Origin of the sequence: Acidocella sp. MX-AZ02, assembly GCF_000306035.1 — a bacterium.
Lineage (GTDB): Bacteria > Pseudomonadota > Alphaproteobacteria > Acetobacterales > Acetobacteraceae > Acidocella > Acidocella facilis.
On the sequence record NZ_JH976207.1, the window covers coordinates 922,099 to 939,397 of the forward strand.

The following is a 17,299-nucleotide window of genomic DNA, read 5'->3' on the forward strand; positions in this document are numbered from 1 at the left end:
GGCCACGAAACGTTCGGGGGTGGTGGCAACGCCGGTACCACCACCCCAGACCTTCGTGGGAACTTTTTGAAAAAAGTTCCCACACCCTCAAAAACTTTTGCTCCTCTTTTATGCTGCTCCGCAGCATTCTTAAAAACTTTGAAAATCAAACGCTGGCATCTATAACTTACGCCATGGCTGTTGATCTGGGTGCGCGTCGTTTCATATCTCCGTCCATCCGCGCCCAGCTCAGGCGCCGGACAGGCGAGCTTGGCGCCATCATTATCGCGCTGGTCGCGCTCACCCTCGGCCTGGCGCTCGCCTCCTACAACCCGGCCGATCCCTCTTTCGACACGATCAGCGCCACCCCGGCCCACAACCTCGCCGGCACCACCGGCGCCGATATCGCGGATCTGATGTTGCAAGGCTTCGGCATCGCCGCCTTCATCCCCGTGGCGGTGCTGCTGGCCTGGGCTTATCGCATGGGTATTCGCGGCCAGGTGGGCCATTCCAAGACACGCATCATCCTCGCCTGCGCCGCCATGCCGCTCGCCGCCATGGCGCTGGCGATGGCGTTTCAGATCATCCCGGGCGGGCGGCTCGGCTGGCCGGTGCCGGCCGGGCTGGGCGGTGCCGCCGGGCAGGTGCTGGCGCATATGGTCACCGCGCTGGGCCATTCCGTGCTCGGCAAGCTGGGCGGCGGGTTGGTGATGATCCTCACAATGCTCCTGGCCCTCGGCAGTTTCGGCTTCGCGCTCGGCTTCACCCCTGGCGAATGGCGCTCCGGCGGCAGGCGGGCGGTGCAGGCCGCCTCGGGGGCCGCCAGCCATAGCCGCAAGAGCGCCGCCGTCGTCTCCTCCTGGCTCTCGCCCTTGCTGCAGACCGCCTCCGGCGGCGCGGCGGAGGCCACCGAACCCTCCCGCGCCTGGGTCCCCTCGCTGGGCGCCCCGGAGGATGACGAGGACGAGGCGCTGCCCGCCCCACGCAGCGAACCGGCCTTGCCGATGCGCGCCAAGCCGAACGTAAAGGCCGTCGCCACCACCCGTGCCGCGCCGCCGCAGCAGCAGCGTTTGCCGCTGGAGGAGCTGGGCTGGGAGCCGCCGGCGCTCGATCTGCTGCGCGCCGCTCCGGCCCGCGGCAATAGCGGCCCCTCCGAGGAGGCGCTGCAGAACAATGCCCGCCTGCTGGAGACGGTGCTGCAGGATTACGGCGTGCAGGGCAAAATCGTCGAAATCCGTCCCGGCCCGGTGGTCACGCTCTATGAGCTGGAACCCGCCCCGGGCATCCGCTCCGCCCGCGTCATCGGCCTCTCGGAAGATATCGCCCGCTCGCTCTCGGTGATGTCCGTGCGCATCGCCGTCGTCGCCGGGCGCAATGTCATCGGCATCGAGGTGCCGAACGCCAAGCGCGAGACGGTGTTCCTCTCCGAGCTGCTGGGGGCCGCCGATTGGGGCCGGCAGAACGGCGCGCTCTCCCTGGCGCTGGGCAAGGACATCTCCGGCGCCCCGATCATCGCCGATCTCGCCCGGATGCCGCATCTGCTGATCGCCGGCACCACCGGCTCGGGCAAATCCGTCGGCGTCAATGCGATGATCATGAGCCTGCTGTTCAAGCTCTCGCCCGAGCAATGCCGGCTGATCATGATCGACCCGAAGATTTTGGAATTGTCGGTCTATGACGGCATCCCGCATCTGCTCACCCCGGTGGTGACGGAGCCGCCCAAGGCGGTGGCGGCGCTGAAATGGGTGGTGCGCGAGATGGACCGCCGCTACCGCGCCATGAGCCAGCTCGCGGTGCGCAATATCAGCGGCTATAATGACCGGGTGAACGAGGCCCGCGGCCGCGGCGAGGTCGTCACCCGCCGGGTGCAGACGGGCTTTGACTCCGAAACCGGCAAGCCGGTGTTCGAGGAACAGCCGCTGGCGCTGGAGCCGCTGCCCTTCATCGTCGTCTTCATCGACGAAATGGCGGATCTGATGATGGTCGCCGGCAAGGAGATCGAAATCTGCGTACAACGCCTGGCGCAGAAGGCGCGCGCCGCCGGCATCCACGTGATCATGGCCACCCAGCGCCCCTCGGTGGACGTGATCACCGGCACCATCAAGGCCAATTTCCCCACCCGTATCTCCTTCCAGGTGATCTCGAAATTCGACAGCCGCACCATTCTGGGCGAGCAGGGGGCGGAGCAGCTGCTGGGCCAGGGCGATCTGCTCTACATGGCCGGCGGCGGGCGCATCACCCGCGTGCACGGCCCCTTCGTCTCGGACCAGGAGGTGGAGGCGGTGGTGGAATATCTGCGCGAGCAGGGCGAGCCGAATTATCTGGATGAGGTGACCGAGCCCGGCGAGGACGAGGAAGCCCCGGCCGGCGGTGGCGGGGCTATCGGCGGCAACACCACCGGCGAGAACGCGCTTTACGACCAGGCCGTGGCCATCGTGGCGCGGGACCGCAAGGCCAGCACCTCCTATCTGCAACGCTGCTTGACCATTGGCTATAACCGCGCCGCCAAGCTGATCGAGCAGATGGAAAAGGAAGGGGTGGTCTCACCCGCCAACCATGTCGGCAAGCGCGAGGTGCTGGTGCGCCCGGAACGGGATGAGGATTAAAAGTTTTTGGTGCCGCTTTTTTCAAAAAGCGGCGAAGAGGTTTGGGGGGTGACGGCGTCGTCGTCACCTCCCCAAACGCTTTGTGGCCCTTTTCGAAAAAACGGCCACACCCCAAAAACTTTTGTAAATTATTCATTTTTCTGCGTTTTTGCTGCACCGCAAAATAATTCTGGCGGTCCGCGCATGCTTTGTGGCAGGCTGAACGTTCAATTCCGCCCTGAGAAGGAAGCCGCTCATGCTCGATAAAGCGATTGTGAATCTCTTCTCCCACGTCAAACCCGCCGACACACCCTGGCGCGCCGACGGTCTGCGCAGCTTCTTCCTCTACAAGGATCTCGGGGTGGACGCCGCCACCGGCGGGCGCGTCATCGCCCAGCTGGTCAAAGCCAACCCGGACTTCCCGCCCGAGGCCGGCACTGGCTGGCACCAGCATGTCGCGGATTTCCACATCGTCTTCATGACCAAGGGCTGGGCCCGCTTCATGTATGGCGACAAGGAACATCTGGTCGAAGCCGGGGATTGCGTGCACCAGCAGCCCGGTATCACCCATTATCTCTTCGACTATTCGCCGGACATGGAATATCTCGAAATCACCTCGCCCGCCGCCTTCGGCACGGTGGACGCCCCCGGCCCCTGCGCCGTGCCCGACCCCACACCCTGGCCCGCCGCGTGAGGCTGGCCCGGTTTTAGGCGCAAATAAGCCGCCTTTCTGCCCGAGAAAGGCGGCTTATTGAATTTGCCATGATCCATCACGCCGCCCAGCCGGGGCGCGCTGGCGGTACGCCGGCGCCGCGCTCAGAAATCCAGATCCAGCTCGATGATCTCCTGCGGCTCCTCGCGCGCATCCGCGATCCATTCCTTCATCGGCGACCAGTTCAGGATGGTGTCACAATAATCCTGGCAGACCGAGCCGACCGTGACATCGTAGGAGAGAAACCGCGTCACCACCGGCGCGTACATGCAGTCGGCAATCGTCGGCTGACGCCCGAACAGGAACGGGCCTTTCCAGGTGGTCAGGCAATCATGCCAAATGGAGAGAATCCGGTCGATATCCGCCTGGGCGGAGGACCAGACGGTGAACCCCGGCTTGCGAAAGCGCAGATTCATCGGCAGCGAGGAGCGCAGTGCCGCGAAACCGGAATGCATCTCGCCCGAGATGGAGCGGCAGCGCGCCCGCGCCGCCGGATCGCGCGGCAGCATATTCGCCTCGGGGAAGGCTTCGTTGAGATATTCAGCGATGGCGATGGTGTCCCACACGCTGATTTCGCCATGGATGAGGCAGGGCACCAGAATCGAGGAGGTGCGCATCAGCAGCTCCTCCTTGGCGCGCGGATCATCCGGCGAAACCCGCTCCTCCTTGAAGGAAAGGCCGGAGAGCTTGGCGAGCAAAAAACCCCGGAGCGACCAGGAAGAATAATTCTTGCTGCTGATCAGCAGGGTCGCTTCCGTCATGTTCACCCTTTCCTTTTACCCAAAATGAAACCATGATTACTAAAACTCAAAAGCATCAACAATGCTATGTCGGTTTCGCGGGGCGTGCCCATTTTTGTAAGAGTCGTAGGCGCTGGGGATTAGTTTTTTAATGCTGTATCAAATCTATCAGGCGCAGTCTGACCTTGTCGATCCCCTTCGCCGGCTGGCGCGTGGCACCAGCTCCTGGCTGAGCAGCTTCACGCCTGCCAGCCCGTACGGGCTGGTGATGCGCCATTTTAACGCAGCCCTGCAGGTTTTCGGCTATTCCGGCACCACCCATCAGCGGCCCGATTACGGCATCAAGGAGGTGCAGGTCGGCAACAGCGCGGTGGCGGTGCGCGAGGAGGTGGTGTTTTCCACCCCCTTCGCCAATCTGCTGCATTTCAGGAAGGACAGCGACCGTGCCCAGCCGAAATTGCTGGTGGTCGCCCCGCTTTCCGGCCATTTCGCCACCCTGCTGCGCAACACGATCGAGGTGCTGCTGCGCGACCATGATGTCTATGTCACGGACTGGGCGAATGCGCGTGACGTGCCGGTGTCCGCCGGGCGCTTCGGCTTCGACGATTATGTCGAGCATGTGATCAAGTTTCTCGAAAAAATGGGCCCGCGCAGCCATGTCATCGGCGTCTGCCAGCCCACCGTCGCGGTGCTGGCGGCGGTTTCGGTGATGGCGCAGGATAATAACCCCGCCACACCGCGTTCGATGACGCTGATGGCCGGCCCCATCGATACCCGCCGCAACCCGACCAAGGTGAATGTGCTGGCGAAAACCAAGCCGATGTCCTGGTTCGAGGAAAAGATGATCGGCATCGTCCCCTGGCGTTATGCCGGGGCGGGCAGGCGGGTCTATCCTGGCTTCATGCAGCTCACCGCCTTCGTGTCGATGAATATGGACAAGCATATCAGCGCCCATATTCGCCAATACGGCAATCTGGTGAAGGAAGATGAGAACGCCACGGACACGCATCGGCGCTTCTATGATGAATATCTGGCGGTGATGGATTTGCCGGCGGAGTTTTTCCTTGAAACCGTCGATAAGATTTTCATGCAGCATCAGCTTGCCACAGGTGAGCTGACCTATCGCGGCCGCAAGGTGGAGCCTTCGGCAATTCGCAAAACCTTCCTGTTCACGGTGGAAGGCGAGCGGGACGATATTTGCGGCTTGGGGCAGACGGCGGCGGCGCTGGATCTGTGCAGTTCGCTGAAGCCGATGCTCAAGCGCCATTATGTGCAAACCGGCGTCGGCCATTACGGCGTGTTTTCCGGCCGGCGCTGGGAAAACGAAATCTACCCGCTGGTCCGCGAAGTCATTCAATTCTCGGTCTGAAGGAGCAAAAGTTTTTGGGGTGTGGCCCTTTTTTCAAAAAGGGCCACGAAACGCTCGGGGTGGTGACGACAGCGGTGCATACGCCCAAACGTTTTTCGCCGCTTTTTGAAAAAAGCGGCACCAAAAACTTTTGCAACTTAATCCTTGGGCGCGAGCAGATGCCCCATCGCGTGGCCGCCCAGAATATGCGCATGGAAATGCGGCACCATCTGCTGGCTGTCCGGCCCGGCATTGCAGACGATGCGAAACCCGCTCTCATCCACCCCGCATAATTTCGCCACATGCGAAACCGCCCGGTAAAACCCGGTAATCTCTTCCGCCGAGGCGCTGGCGCCGAAATCCAGCGCCGATACATAAGCCCCCTTCGGGATCACCAGCACATGCGTCGGCGCCTGCGGCGAGATATCCGGAAAAGCCAGCGCGAACTCATCCTCATAGATCACCTTGGCGGGGATCTCCTTGCGCAGGATTTTCGCGAAGATATTGTTCGGATCATACGCCATGCCGGCCTCCTTACGGGATCTTCTTGGTGGGAAAGCCAGGTAGCGCCTGCTTGCGCGCGGCCTTCTCGGCGATGCCGCTCATGCCCTCGCGCCGCATCAGCTCGGTCCAGACCTCTTCCGGGCGCAGCCCCGCATCCACCCACAGCACCATCAGATGATAGAGCACATCGGCACTCTCGCCGATCAGCGCGGTGCGGTTGCCCGCCACCGCCTCGATCACGCATTCCACCGCTTCCTCGCCGAATTTCTGCGCCACCTTGGCGGTGCCGCGCGAAAGCAGGCGGGCGGAATGGCTTTCATTCGGGCTGGCATCGGCACGGCTCAGCACCGTGCCCCAAAGCCGGTCCAGCACCCGCGCATCGGCGCCGGCCAGGGCAGGGGGCGGCACGGCGCTCACCTTGCGCTTCGGTGCGGCCTTCTTCTTGGCGGTGGCAACGGGGGCTTTTTCGGTCTTTTTGGCCATGACTCGCACGCGACTCCTAGGGATCGAGCGCTATATTGCCCGTGGCAGGCGCACCGGCAAGCCGGCAGCCCCCAGCGCCTCTTTCACCTGCGCCACGGTGAACTGGCCGAAATGAAACACGCTGGCGGCCAGCAACCCGGTGGCCCCGGCCTGCGCGCCCTCGACGAAATGCCGCAATTCGCCCACGCCGCCGGACGCCACCACCGGCAACCTCACCGCGCCGCATACCGCTTTCAGCAGCTCCAGGTCGAACCCCATGCCGGTGCCGTCGCGGTCCATCGATGTCAATAAAATTTCACCCGCCCCGCGCTCCTGCATCTGCCGGGCCCAGTCCAGCACGTCGATCCCCGTCGCTTTGCGCCCGCCATGGGAATAGACCTCCCATTTGCCGGGAGCACTCTGGCGCGCATCGATCGCCACCACCACGCATTGGCTGCCGAACTTCTCCGCCGCCTCGTTGATCAGCTCGGGGCGCGAGATCGCGGCGGAATTGACCGAGCATTTATCCGCCCCGGCCAGCAGCAGCCTGCGCATATCGGCCACCTGGCGGATGCCCCCGCCCACGGTCAGCGGCAGAAACACCTTCTCAGCGGTGCGATGCACCACATCCAGAATGGTGTCGCGATTATCGGAGCTGGCGGTGATGTCCAGAAAGGTCAGCTCATCCGCGCCGGCCTTGTCGTAAAGTGCTGCCTGCTCAACCGGATCCCCGGCATCGCGCAGCGAGACGAAATTCACACCCTTCACCACCCGTCCGTCCTTCACGTCCAGGCAGGGGATCACGCGCAATTTCAGCATGCGGCCAGCGCCTCCTTCGGGCTCAGGCTGCCATCATAGAGGGCGCGGCCCAGAATGGACCCGTTCAGATTGGGCTGCTGTGCGGCGGCGGCCTTCAACGCGATGATATCGGCCACCGAGGCCACCCCGCCAGAGGCGATCACCGGCACGCTCACCGCCTTGGCGAGCGCGATGGTCTCAGCCAGGTTCAGCCCGGTCTTCATCCCGTCGCGGGCGATGTCAGTATAGATGATGGCGGCAATGCCGGCATCCTCGAAACGCTGGGCCAGCTGGGTCGCCGGCAGGTCGGAGGTCTCGGCCCAGCCTTCGGTCGCCACCATGCCGCCCTTGGCGTCGATCCCAACCGCCACCCGGCCCGGAAAGGCCTTCGCCGCCTCGCGCACCAAAGCCGGGTTCTTCGCCGCCGCCGAGCCGAGAATGACGCGGCTGATGCCAGCCGCCAGCCAGGCCGCGATCCCGGCCATGTCCCGCAAGCCCCCGCCCAATTGCACCGGCACGGACACGGATTTCAGAATGCTTTCCACCGCTTCGCGGTTCTCGGTCTTGCCGGCAAAAGCGCCGTTAAGGTCCACCACATGCACCCAGCCGAACCCGGCCGCCTGCCAGGCCGCCGCCTGCGCCCCCGGATCGGTCCCGAACACCGTCGCCTGATCCATCTCGCCGCGCTGAAGCCGGACGCAATTGCCGTCCTTGAGGTCGATGGCGGGATAGAGGGTGAGTGTCATTTCAGCGCCTTGTAGAAATAATGCCCCTGGATGATCTGGCCCTTGACCCGCGCATAAACCGGATGCGTACCCCAAAGCTGATAGCCCTCGGCCTCATAAAGCGCGATGGCGCTGGTCTGGCTGGCCCGGACATCCAGATTGATCACGTGAAAGCCGAGCGCGCGCGCCCGCTCCTCGGCCTTGCGCAGAATCATCCGCGCCAGCCCGTGGCCGCGCGCATAAGGGGCGACGAAGAGATGCATCAGCTGCACCGCGAAGCTCTGTGCCTCGTTATTGCGGGAGGGTTTCTGCAATTGCGCCGCACCGTAGATGACACCATCCATCCGCCCGACGATCAGCTCGCGCTCCGGCACCAAAGGCACGCCGCGATAATATTGCACCACCGAGGCCGCGGTGGGCGGTTTCACCCAGCCAAAGCCGCCGCCATCGAGCACCGCCGCGGTGGCGGCTTCCGCCAGGGCATGGATGTCGGCCTCGTCGGTGAAGGCCTCGATCCGCTCGGCCGTGATGCTGGTGGGGGCGGGCAGGGTCGTACTCACGCCTGCCTCTTGGCGCGTTCGGGCGGGGTTATCAAGAGGGGCTGGGGCATCGTGGGGGCTTTTTGGAAAAAGCTCCCACCCCTGCGGCGCTTTTCCAACTTTGCTTCGCAAAGCCGGAACCTTGGGCGCCTTCGCCCTCCAAAAACTTTTGCGACTTAACGCCGGGGGCGTTTCTTGGTTACGGGGTCCAGGTGAGGAAATTGCCGAGGATGGTCAGGCCGACTTCCTGGCTTTTCTCGGCATGGAACTGGGTGCCGGCGCGGTTGCCGCTGGCCACCATCGCCACCACGTCCCCGGCATAATCGGTGGTGGCCAGGATCTCGTCCGGGCGTCCGCCGGACAGCGCGTAGGAATGCACGAAATAGGCATGGTCGCCCGGCGTCAGCCCGTCCAGCAGCTTGTGCGATCCGGGCTCGAAGCGCAGCTCGTTCCAGCCCATATGCGGCAGGCGCTCAGCCCCCACCTGCATCCTGGCGATCTCGCCCCGCACCCAGCCAAAGCCCGGCGTGCTGCCATATTCCAGCCCGCGCTGCGCCATCAGCTGCATGCCGACGCAGATGCCCAGGAACGGCGCGCCCTGCGCCACCCGCTCCTCCAGCGCCGCCTTCAGCCCGGAGATGCTCTCCAGCCCCTTGGCGCAATCCGCAAAGGCGCCCTGGCCGGGCAGCACGATCCGATCAGCCCGGCGCAGCTCATCCGGGTCGGCGGTGATGAACACCTCAACCTCCAGCCCCTGCCGCGTCGCCGCCAGGGCCAGCCCGCGCGCCGCCGAAGCCAGATTGCCGCTCTGATAATCGATAACAGCGACGCGCTGGCTCACAGCGCGCCTTTGGTCGAGGGGATCTGCCCGGCGATGCGCGGCTCCGGCGCGATCGCGGCGCGCAGCGCCCGGGCCACCGCCTTGAAGCAGGCCTCGGCCACGTGATGGGCATTATGCCCGGCCAGCTGGCGTACATGCAGGTTGAAAAACCCGTTCCCGGCGAAGGCGCGGAAGAATTCCTCCACCAGCTGGGTGTCCATCTCGCCCAGCATCGGCCGCTCGAAATTCACATTCCAGGCAACGAAGGCGCGGCCGGAGAGGTCGATCACCGCCTCCACCAGCGCCTCATCCATCGGCACCGCGGCCTGGCCGAAGCGCTGGATGCCGCGCTTGTCGCTCAGCGCGTTGGCGATGGCCTGGCCCAGCACGATGCCGACATCCTCGACCGTATGGTGCGAATCGATATGCACATCGCCCTTGGCGATGACGGAAATATCGATCAGCCCGTGTCGGGCGAAGGATTCCAGCATATGGTCGAAAAACCCAACCCCGGTATCGACATCCGCCTTGCCGGTGCCGTCCAGATTGACGGTGACGACGATGTCGGTTTCGTTGGTCTTGCGGCTCAGAGAATTGATGCGTGACATGGCGTTGACCTACACCGGTTCGGTGGCCGGAAAAAGGCAGAATCATTGCATGGCACGCCCCGGCGCAAACATTACAGCAATGCTGTCCCGCCGCTTTTCCCGGGCCGGTAATCTCTCTACTCAGGATCGGCCATGAACCGCGCCGTCACCCCAAAATTACCGTTCCTGCTGGGCGCGATCATCGCCATCGGCCCGGTCTCCACCGACATGTATCTGCCCGCCTTCCCGCAGCTGGCGCATGACATGCACGACCAGGCGGCGCCGCAATATTCCCTGGCCGCCTATTTCCTGGGGCTGGCCGTCGGCCAGATGACGCAGGGCGCGCTCTCGGATCGCCTGGGCCGGCGCGGGCCGCTTCTGGGCGGGCTGGTGCTGTTCATTCTGGCCTCGGCCGGCTGTGTCATCGCCTGGAACACCCCCTCGCTGGTGGTCTTCCGCTTCCTCACCGCGCTGGGCGCCTCCGCCGGGCTGGTGATCCCGCGCGCCATGGTGCGCGACCTGGCGGATGGTCCGGCGGCGGCGAAGATGCTCTCCAAGCTGATGCTGGCGATGGGGCTGGCGCCGATCTGCGCGCCGATGATCGGCGCCGTCTGTGTCATGTTCGCCAGCTGGCGTTTCATCTTCGGGCTCTGCACCGCCTACGGCGTCGTCGCGCTGCTTTGCGCCTGGTGGCTGATCCCGGATACGCTGCCGCCGGCCCGCCGCTCGCGCCTTGGCGTCGGCGCGGTGCTGGTGCGCTATGTCGAGATCTTCCGCGAGCGCGGCTTTCTCACCCATGCCATCATCAATGCCTGCGTCGCCGCCTGTCTGTTCGCTTATCTCAGCGGCACCCCGCAGATCTTCGAGGAAAGCTTCCACTGGTCGAGCACCGGTTACGCGCTGCTCTTCGGGGTCAATTCCCTGGCTTATATCGGCTATAGCCAGCTCAACCCGATCCTGGCGGCCCGATTCGGCATCGCCCCGGTGATCACGGTGATGACCATCTGGCAGCTCGTCTGCACGCTGCTGCTGGTGCTGCTTTCGATGTTGCCCTTTGGCGGGCTGCCCTTGGCCGGCGGGCTGCTGCTCACCGAGGGGGCGTTTGGCCTGCTGCTGCCCTGCTGCATGGTCGGCGCGCTCACCCGGCACCAGAACCATGCCGGCTCGGCCGCGGCCTTGCTCGGCACGCTGCAATATGCCGGCGGCGCGGTGGCGGGGCTGGGGGTGGGCGTGCTGGCGGACGGCACCGCCCGGCCGATGGCGCTGGTGATGCTCGGCTGCGCTGCAATCGCCGCGCTTGCCGCCACCAAGCGGCCGCGTTTAAGTTTCGGTGCAGCGGAGTGATTGATATGCAAACATCGATTCTGGTCGGCATCCCGGCCTGCACGAAACTGATCAACGGCTATATCCAGCACGCCACCCCGGCGCGCTACGGCCAGGCGCTGCTGGACGGCGCCGGCGCCATCCCGGTGCTGATCCCGCCCGAGGGTGAGGCGATGCTGCCGCTTTTGGACCGGGTGGACGGAATCATGTTCAACGGCTCCCCCTCCAATGTGATGCCGACGCGCTACGGCGCCGATTACGACGCCACGCCGGACGCGCATGACCCCGAGCGCGACGCCACCACCCTGCCGCTGATCCGCGCCGCGATCGAGCGTGGCATCCCCATCCTGGGCATCTGCCGCGGCATGCAGGAGCTGAATGTCGCCCTCGGCGGCACGCTGTTCCAGGAGGTGCACAAGGTGCCCGGCCGCGCCGACCACCGCTCCGGCGAGGGCGATAACGAGTTCCGCTTCCGCCTGCAGCACGAGGTCGCGCTCTCCGGCGAGCTGGCGCGGATTTCCGGCGCCACCTCCATCCAAGTGAACTCCCTGCATGGCCAGGCGATCGACCAGCTCGCCCCCGGGCTGGTGGTGGAAGCCACGGCGCCCGATGGCACCATCGAGGCGGTGCGGGTGGAAGCGGCGAAAGCCTTCGCCCTGGCGGTGCAATGGCATCCGGAATGGGAGGTGACGCATTTCCCCGACCGTCTGGCTTTGTTCCAGGCCTTCGGCGCCGCCTGCCAGGCCTATGCGGCGCAGCGCTCAGCCCGGCGCGCCGCGTAATTTAGTGCAACAATAGGGCCATCCGGGCCGGAGGTGGCTATAAAGCCGCCTCAATCGGATTATATCATCGTCGGTATCAAGGAGGGTCACATGGACATCCAAACCATCGACAACCAATACGACCAGTTGCAGAACCAGGCGCGCCAGACCGTGATGGAGCTGCAGAATTTGGCGGGCAAACTGCAAAATGCCGCCAATGCGGGCGACCAGAATGCCCGTGAATGGTTCCTGGACCTGAAGAGCATCGCGCTGGCCATCCAGGCGGAGCAGAATCAGGTCGCCAATCTGCTGCAGGCGCTGCACGGCTTTGTCGCCAACCAGGCGCAGCAGGGCTATGGCCAGCCAGCCTATCCGCAACAAGGTTATCCGCAACAGGGCTATGCGCAGCCGCAGCAGAGCGGCGGCATTCTTGGCGGCTTCCTGAATTCCGGCTTCGGCCGCGCCCTGGAAATGGGCGCGGGCTTTGGCATCGGCGAAGATATCATCAACAAGATTTTCTAAAAGTTTTTGGTGCAGCTTTTTTCAAAAAGCTGCGAAAAACCTTCGGGGTGTTGGCACGGCGTTGCCAGCCCCATGCCGTTCGTGGGGACTTTTTGTAAAAAGTCCCCACACCCCGAAAAACTTTTAGAACTTATACATCACCGCCAGCGAGACGCTCTCGTCATTCGGCGTCTGCGTGATCGGGCTGTCCGCGGCGTCGCCCATCAGCCGCTGATAGCCGCCGCTCAGATCCACCAGCACATGCGGCGTCACGAAATAAGTCGCCGAAATGCCGATCCCGGCCTGTTCAACCCCGCCATGCGCCTTGAAGAAATGATAGCGCGTGCTCGCCGCCTGGGTGTGGCTGACACCGAAATAGGTGGTCATGTAGCGCGTATCCGCCAGCGTCACGCTCGGCCCCATGAACCAGGCGAATTTCCGCGAGCTGCCCGGCATCGGCATATAGGCGCCGATATCCCCGACATAGCCGAAGGAGGCGCCCAGCTGCTTGCGCACATCCACCCGCAGCGTCAGCGGAAAGCTCTTGGAGAGCACGGTGGTGGCGAACAGCTTCACTTCGGGGGCCATATGGATGGTGCCCAGCCCGTTCAAATCCCGCCCATCCACATGCGGCGAGCGGCCGAGATCATAGGTCAGCGCCGTGCCCACCGAAATATGCCGGAAGCTGAACAGATTCACACCCAACCCCTCGCCGGTGGAGAGGAAAGCGATGTCCTTATAACGGATATCGATCGCCGGGCCGCCCTGCACGGTATAGCGGCGCAGACCATCGGCCGCCGGCCCGAACTGGGCACCGGCCCCCACCTCGACCTCCCAGGTCGGGACTTTCGGCTCGAACAGCCGTTGCAGCTGAACGCCCGATGAATATTGCCATTCGGCCATGGCGGACGCGCTCTGCGCGGCGGCCGGGTGCAGTCCAGCAAGGCTAAATGTGCCTATCGCGCCAACACCGCAGATCATCTCACGCCACGCCATCAAAACCCCATCCCGTCGTTGTTTGATGAGGCAGTATGACGAACTTGCCGCTTCAGCGCAGCAGGGCAGGCGGCAATTATGGCCATTTTTGCCCTGCGGTTTGATGAAATGACGGCAAGGCGGCGAAGGGGCCGCCTTGCCGCCTCACGCTCAGGCGTAATCCGCCGCCTCGGTCTCGTCTTTATGCCGGTCATTCGCCATGGCGTTCAGCGGGAAGCTGAGCACATAAGCGATGAGCGCATTCAGAATCACGGTGGCGAAGGCGATGTAGGCGGGCAAGGTGTAGCCCGCGACATGGAACGCCCAGACGCCGCCGAAATTATTATGCGCCACCAGCCAGGTGGCGGTGACGATGCCCACCGCCCAGCCAATCAGCAGCGCCCAGCCATTGAAGAACCGGGTGAACACCGAGAAGACGATGGCCGGGAAGGTCTGGATCACCCACATGCCGCCGAGCAGCTGCAGCTGCACCGCGAACTGGGTGGGGATGGCGACGATGAAGAACAACGCGCCGACCACCATCACCATCGCGAAGATCTTCGCCACCAGCGTCTCCGCACTGCCTTTGGAGCGGCTGATGAAGGGCTCGTAGATGTCGCGGGTGAAGATGTTGGCCGAGGCGATCGCCATGATCGCGGCGGGCACCAGCGCGCCGATGGCGATGGCCGCGAAGCCCACACCGACGAACCAGTCCGGAAACTCATACATGAACAAGGCCGGCACCGCGAAGCTCGCCTTGAAATGGGCAAAGCCGGCAGCGAATTGCGGCATCTTGTCCACGCCGGTGGCCACCGCCATGAAGCCCAGCATCGCCAGCAGGCTCAGCAGGATGGTGTAGGCCGGCAGCAAAGCGGCATTGCGGCGCAGCACACGCGGCCCGGCGGAGGAGAGAATGCCGGTGGTGGTGTGCGGATACAGGAACAGCGCCATCGCCGAGCCCAGAGCCAGCGTCGCATAGCCGCCATAGCTGCCCAGGCTGTGCGCCGGCGGAGCGGCCAGGATCAGCTTCGCCGGATTCACCTTGGCGAAGATATTGCCGAACCCGCCGAGCGACATCGGAATCGCGATGATGGCGACGATCACGGTCAGATAGATCAGCAGATCCTTGACGATGGAGATCATCGCAGGGGCGCGCAGGCCCGAGGTCCAGGTGAAGGCGGCCAGCACCACGAAGGCGGCGATCAGCGGCAGGTGGCCTGGAATGCCAAGCGCGCCGATGATCACCTGCATGCCGACCAGCTGCAGCGCGATATACGGCATGGTGGCGGCAATGCCGGTCACGCCCACGGCCAGCGCCAGCCAGCGATTGCCATAGCGTCCGCGCACGAATTCCGGCCCAGTGATGTAGCCGTATTTATGCGCCACCTTCCAGAGCTTGGGAAACACCATATAAAGAATCGGGTAGCACACCACCGTATAAGGCACGGCGAAGAAGCCCAGCGCCCCGGCCCCGTAGATCAAGGCCGGAATGGCGATGAAGGTATAGGCGGTATAGGCATCGCCCCCGATCAGGAACCAGGAAATCAGCGTGCCGAAGCGCCGCCCGCCCAGGCCCCATTCCTCGATATGGTCGAGATTGCCGCCCTTCCAGCGCCCGGCCATGAAGCCCATGATGATGACGGCGACGATGAGGACCACGAACACCGTGATCGCGACGATATGATTCATTTGTCGGCGCCTTCCTTGTCTTCAACCTTATAGACGATCCAGATCATCACCGAGGCGGCGATCACCACCAGCATCTGGAACCAATAGAAGAACGGAAAGCCGAACAGCGTCGGGTCGACCTTGTTATAAAGCGGCACCCAAAGCGCGATCACAAAGATGATCACGAAAAACAATAATCTGATCATTAGACCCCCCAGAACGTTGTTTATGCCAATGATCCGGCGGGAAAGATTTTGCAAGATTTCGCGGCGCTTTTTTGGAGGGCCTACCAATCGAGGCGGTTGAAGCCGGTCCTGTCCGGCGGGCCGGGGGCGAAACATTGTGTCGCAGGGCCGGTTTTCGGCAAATCCACCAGCAGCGCGCAGACCGTGCCGAAGCCATCGGCGGGGGCGGGAATATTCAGCTGCTCCTCGCGCGTGCCGCTGGCATCCGCCAGCAGGGTTTTCCAGTTTTCGCGAGGCTGCGCCTCGAAACGCGGCAAATGCCGGGCGATGCGCGGCAGTGCGCGCTCATTCGGCTCGCCGGAGGTGATCATGGTAACGCGCGCGGTGAGCGCCTGCGCGTCGATCAGCCCATCCCCCAGCCCGCGCAGCAGATAGGCCGCGCTGGCATCGGCGATCACCAGATTGAAGCTGCGATAGGCCTCGGCATCCTGCCCGGCCAATGCGGCGGCGGCCTTATCCGCGCTGTCATGCGCCAGCGCCAGCAGCGGCAATTCCCCCCGGCTGCGCTTGCCCGGGGCCGGCCCCAGCGTGCCGTGCCGGTTGAGCAGGGCGGCGAACACCCCGGCCCGGTTCAGCGCCGCCCAGCTGCCGCCGCCCAGCCGGTCCCGCCCGCCGCAAATGCCCGGCCAATATTCCGCCGGCGCGTCCCAGGGCCGGTTTTTCATCTCATCCCGGTTGGCGGCAATGAAAATGCCCGCCGCGTCCCGGTGCAGGATGATGCTACACATTCAGCGCATCCCGGATCATCTCCAGATGGTCCGGCACCGCCAGATTTTCGGGCTTCACCTCGGCGGCCGGTAGAATGCTCACCGCCGTGGCGTCGTCCCCGGCCTTGAAGGGAATATCCCGCAAATCTCCCGGCAATTTCACTCGAAAGGCGAGGCTGGAGACAGTGAACAGCTCATTCTTGCGCACCGGCGTGCCGGGCAGGTTGTTCCAGGCGCGGCGGATATCGAACGGGCGTATATGCCGGCGCGCCCCCAGCTGCGTCACCAGCGCGCGCGCCAGCAGCGCGGCGCTGATCCCGGTCTCCTCGCGCGCCTCTCGTAGCGCTGCGATTTCGGAGCGCTCCACCCCGCCCGGCGCCGCATCCAACAGCCCGCCCGGCAGCGCCTGTTTGCCACGTCCGGGGTTATGCAGCCTCGTGATAAGCAGCGTCTGGCCTAAATCATCCAGCAGCACCGCATCGGCGGCATGCACCAGCCAGACCCGCACATCAGACCCGTCCGGCAGGCGCAAAAGCCCCAGATCATTGGCGATGGCGCTGGGTTCATCGGGAAACTGGCCGGCAGCACAGCGCGCCATGATGTCGGCCTGCAGGCGCGGATCGGCCAGCATATGGTCCAGAAAAAGCTCATCCATGCCGGGAGTTTAGAGCAATATTGGTTTAAATCGAATCTCTATACTCGATTTAAGCCAATGAAATTGCTCGCCAAACAAAGTTAGGGGCGCAAGCAAAAAGCTTGATACCCGAACGCCCGGCGCAGCCCGTCAAACCGTCTGCAGCTGCTCGGCTTCGGCCTGCTTGGCCCGGCGCAGGCTGCGCTTGGCGCGGGGCGGGCGCGGCGGCGCATTGCGCGCCATGCCCAAAATGCCCGCCACCACCAGCCCCAGCGGCAGCAGCGCGAAGCTGCCCCCGAACAGAATCGCCATCAGCGTCCCCCGGCCGAGCAGCGAGGAGCCGGCCAAAGTGCGGAACGGGCTGCCATCCATCGCCATCGGCGCGATCCCGGCAAAGCCCAGCCCGAGAGCCAAAGCGATGAAGGCGGCGGCGAGAAGGGCGAGCAGGGTCAAGCGCATGCGCCTCCTAAACCGCACTCAGCCCGCCCGCGCCAGTCCTGTTTCGGCAAGGCTGCGTTGAGCCTCAGCTCCAATGCGCCGGCACCCACACCCAGGCGCCGCCGCGCAGCGCCCAATGCCCATGCACCCAATGCTGCCAGCCGGCCTGACGCACCACATAATGGCCACGCACCCAGACATAGCGCACCCCATTCCAATGCCAGTGGCCCGGCTGCCAGACATAGGCG

The 17,299-nt window shown here is 64.2% G+C and carries 20 protein-coding genes and 1 pseudogene; 6 read left to right on the forward strand and 15 right to left on the reverse strand.

Annotated features, from left to right (window positions below; all coding sequences use genetic code 11):
• Nucleotides 1–173 precede the first annotated feature (173 nt).
• Both MXAZACID_RS04555 and MXAZACID_RS04560 read left to right on the forward strand, forming a co-directional pair.
• Nucleotides 174–2,585 (forward strand): DNA translocase FtsK, encoded by a 2,412-nt coding sequence (locus MXAZACID_RS04555; RefSeq protein ID WP_008492935.1) that lies wholly within the window; start codon nucleotides 174–176, stop codon nucleotides 2,583–2,585.
• 235 nt (nucleotides 2,586–2,820) lie between these two features.
• On the forward strand, nucleotides 2,821–3,258 hold the full coding sequence (locus MXAZACID_RS04560; protein WP_008492936.1) for a cupin domain-containing protein: 438 nt from the start codon (nucleotides 2,821–2,823) through the stop codon (nucleotides 3,256–3,258).
• A gap of 122 nt (nucleotides 3,259–3,380) precedes the next feature.
• Here MXAZACID_RS04560 and MXAZACID_RS04565 read toward each other — a convergent pair whose 3' ends face one another.
• Nucleotides 3,381–4,037, reverse strand: coding sequence for a glutathione S-transferase (locus MXAZACID_RS04565; RefSeq protein ID WP_008492937.1), 657 nt, complete (start codon nucleotides 4,035–4,037; stop codon nucleotides 3,381–3,383).
• Between the two features lie 130 nt (nucleotides 4,038–4,167).
• Here MXAZACID_RS04565 and MXAZACID_RS04570 point away from each other — a divergent pair, with 130 nt between their 5' ends.
• Nucleotides 4,168–5,385 (forward strand): polyhydroxyalkanoate depolymerase, encoded by a 1,218-nt coding sequence (locus tag MXAZACID_RS04570; RefSeq protein WP_008492938.1) that lies wholly within the window; start codon nucleotides 4,168–4,170, stop codon nucleotides 5,383–5,385.
• Between the two features lie 137 nt (nucleotides 5,386–5,522).
• Here the strand turns inward: MXAZACID_RS04570 and MXAZACID_RS04575 are convergent, their stop codons facing one another.
• The 7 genes from MXAZACID_RS04575 to hisB form a co-directional block, all read right to left on the reverse strand.
• Nucleotides 5,523–5,888, reverse strand: coding sequence for a histidine triad nucleotide-binding protein (locus MXAZACID_RS04575; protein ID WP_008492939.1), 366 nt, complete (start codon nucleotides 5,886–5,888; stop codon nucleotides 5,523–5,525).
• Between the two features lie 10 nt (nucleotides 5,889–5,898).
• Nucleotides 5,899–6,351 carry a phosphoribosyl-ATP diphosphatase gene (locus tag MXAZACID_RS04580; protein ID WP_008492940.1) on the reverse strand — a complete coding sequence of 151 codons (453 nt, stop codon included), beginning with the start codon at nucleotides 6,349–6,351 and terminating at the stop codon, nucleotides 5,899–5,901.
• Nucleotides 6,352–6,381: 30 nt separating this feature from the next.
• Entirely contained in the window at nucleotides 6,382–7,149 is a 768-nt protein-coding gene (gene hisF / locus MXAZACID_RS04585; protein WP_008492941.1) for an imidazole glycerol phosphate synthase subunit HisF, read from the reverse strand.
• A complete protein-coding gene (hisA, locus tag MXAZACID_RS04590; RefSeq protein ID WP_008492942.1) occupies nucleotides 7,143–7,874 on the reverse strand; it encodes a 1-(5-phosphoribosyl)-5-[(5-phosphoribosylamino)methylideneamino]imidazole-4-carboxamide isomerase in 732 nt (243 codons plus the stop codon). The genes hisF and hisA overlap by 7 nt, the downstream gene beginning before the upstream one ends.
• Nucleotides 7,871–8,413, reverse strand: a complete 543-nt coding sequence (locus MXAZACID_RS04595) for a GNAT family N-acetyltransferase (protein ID WP_008492943.1) — start codon at nucleotides 8,411–8,413, stop codon at nucleotides 7,871–7,873. Before MXAZACID_RS04595 ends, hisA begins: the two co-directional genes overlap by 4 nt.
• Nucleotides 8,414–8,591: 178 nt before the next feature.
• Nucleotides 8,592–9,233 carry an imidazole glycerol phosphate synthase subunit HisH gene (hisH, locus tag MXAZACID_RS04600; protein ID WP_008492944.1) on the reverse strand — a complete coding sequence of 214 codons (642 nt, stop codon included), beginning with the start codon at nucleotides 9,231–9,233 and terminating at the stop codon, nucleotides 8,592–8,594.
• Nucleotides 9,230–9,820 carry an imidazoleglycerol-phosphate dehydratase HisB gene (gene hisB / locus MXAZACID_RS04605; protein ID WP_008492945.1) on the reverse strand — a complete coding sequence of 197 codons (591 nt, stop codon included), beginning with the start codon at nucleotides 9,818–9,820 and terminating at the stop codon, nucleotides 9,230–9,232. The genes hisH and hisB overlap by 4 nt, the downstream gene beginning before the upstream one ends.
• A 132-nt stretch (nucleotides 9,821–9,952) precedes the next feature.
• On the opposite strand from hisB, the gene MXAZACID_RS04610 reads away from it, so the two are divergent.
• The 3 genes from MXAZACID_RS04610 (at nucleotide 9,953) to MXAZACID_RS04620 (ending at nucleotide 12,405) form a co-directional block, all read left to right on the forward strand.
• Nucleotides 9,953–11,143, forward strand: coding sequence for a multidrug effflux MFS transporter (locus tag MXAZACID_RS04610; protein WP_008492946.1), 1,191 nt, complete (start codon nucleotides 9,953–9,955; stop codon nucleotides 11,141–11,143).
• A 5-nt stretch (nucleotides 11,144–11,148) separates the two neighbouring features.
• Nucleotides 11,149–11,904: a gamma-glutamyl-gamma-aminobutyrate hydrolase family protein gene (locus MXAZACID_RS04615; protein ID WP_008492947.1), complete on the forward strand. Its 756-nt coding sequence runs from the start codon at nucleotides 11,149–11,151 to the stop codon at nucleotides 11,902–11,904.
• 90 nt (nucleotides 11,905–11,994) lie between these two features.
• Nucleotides 11,995–12,405, forward strand: a complete 411-nt coding sequence (locus tag MXAZACID_RS04620; protein WP_008492948.1) for a hypothetical protein — start codon at nucleotides 11,995–11,997, stop codon at nucleotides 12,403–12,405.
• Nucleotides 12,406–12,528: 123 nt separating this feature from the next.
• Here MXAZACID_RS04620 and MXAZACID_RS04625 read toward each other — a convergent pair whose 3' ends face one another.
• From MXAZACID_RS04625 to MXAZACID_RS20465, 7 genes and pseudogenes are all read right to left on the reverse strand, one after another.
• A complete protein-coding gene (locus MXAZACID_RS04625; RefSeq protein ID WP_008492949.1) occupies nucleotides 12,529–13,287 on the reverse strand; it encodes a MipA/OmpV family protein in 759 nt (252 codons plus the stop codon).
• Between the two features lie 243 nt (nucleotides 13,288–13,530).
• A complete protein-coding gene (gene mctP, locus MXAZACID_RS04630; RefSeq protein ID WP_008492950.1) occupies nucleotides 13,531–15,048 on the reverse strand; it encodes a monocarboxylate uptake permease MctP in 1,518 nt (505 codons plus the stop codon).
• The gene (locus MXAZACID_RS04635; RefSeq protein WP_026438682.1) at nucleotides 15,045–15,233 is read right to left on the reverse strand and encodes a DUF3311 domain-containing protein; all 189 of its coding nucleotides are present in this window, start codon (nucleotides 15,231–15,233) and stop codon (nucleotides 15,045–15,047) included. Before MXAZACID_RS04635 ends, mctP begins: the two co-directional genes overlap by 4 nt.
• Nucleotides 15,234–15,313: 80 nt before the next feature.
• Nucleotides 15,314–16,000, reverse strand: a complete 687-nt coding sequence (locus MXAZACID_RS04640; RefSeq protein ID WP_008492952.1) for an NRDE family protein — start codon at nucleotides 15,998–16,000, stop codon at nucleotides 15,314–15,316.
• Nucleotides 15,993–16,634, reverse strand: a complete 642-nt coding sequence (locus MXAZACID_RS17665) for an NUDIX domain-containing protein (RefSeq protein ID WP_008492953.1) — start codon at nucleotides 16,632–16,634, stop codon at nucleotides 15,993–15,995. The genes MXAZACID_RS04640 and MXAZACID_RS17665 overlap by 8 nt, the downstream gene beginning before the upstream one ends.
• Nucleotides 16,635–16,763: 129 nt before the next feature.
• Nucleotides 16,764–17,072, reverse strand: coding sequence for a hypothetical protein (locus MXAZACID_RS04650; protein WP_008492954.1), 309 nt, complete (start codon nucleotides 17,070–17,072; stop codon nucleotides 16,764–16,766).
• 64 nt (nucleotides 17,073–17,136) lie between these two features.
• Nucleotides 17,137–17,299: pseudogene (locus MXAZACID_RS20465) on the reverse strand (YXWGXW repeat-containing protein); the annotation flags it as partial.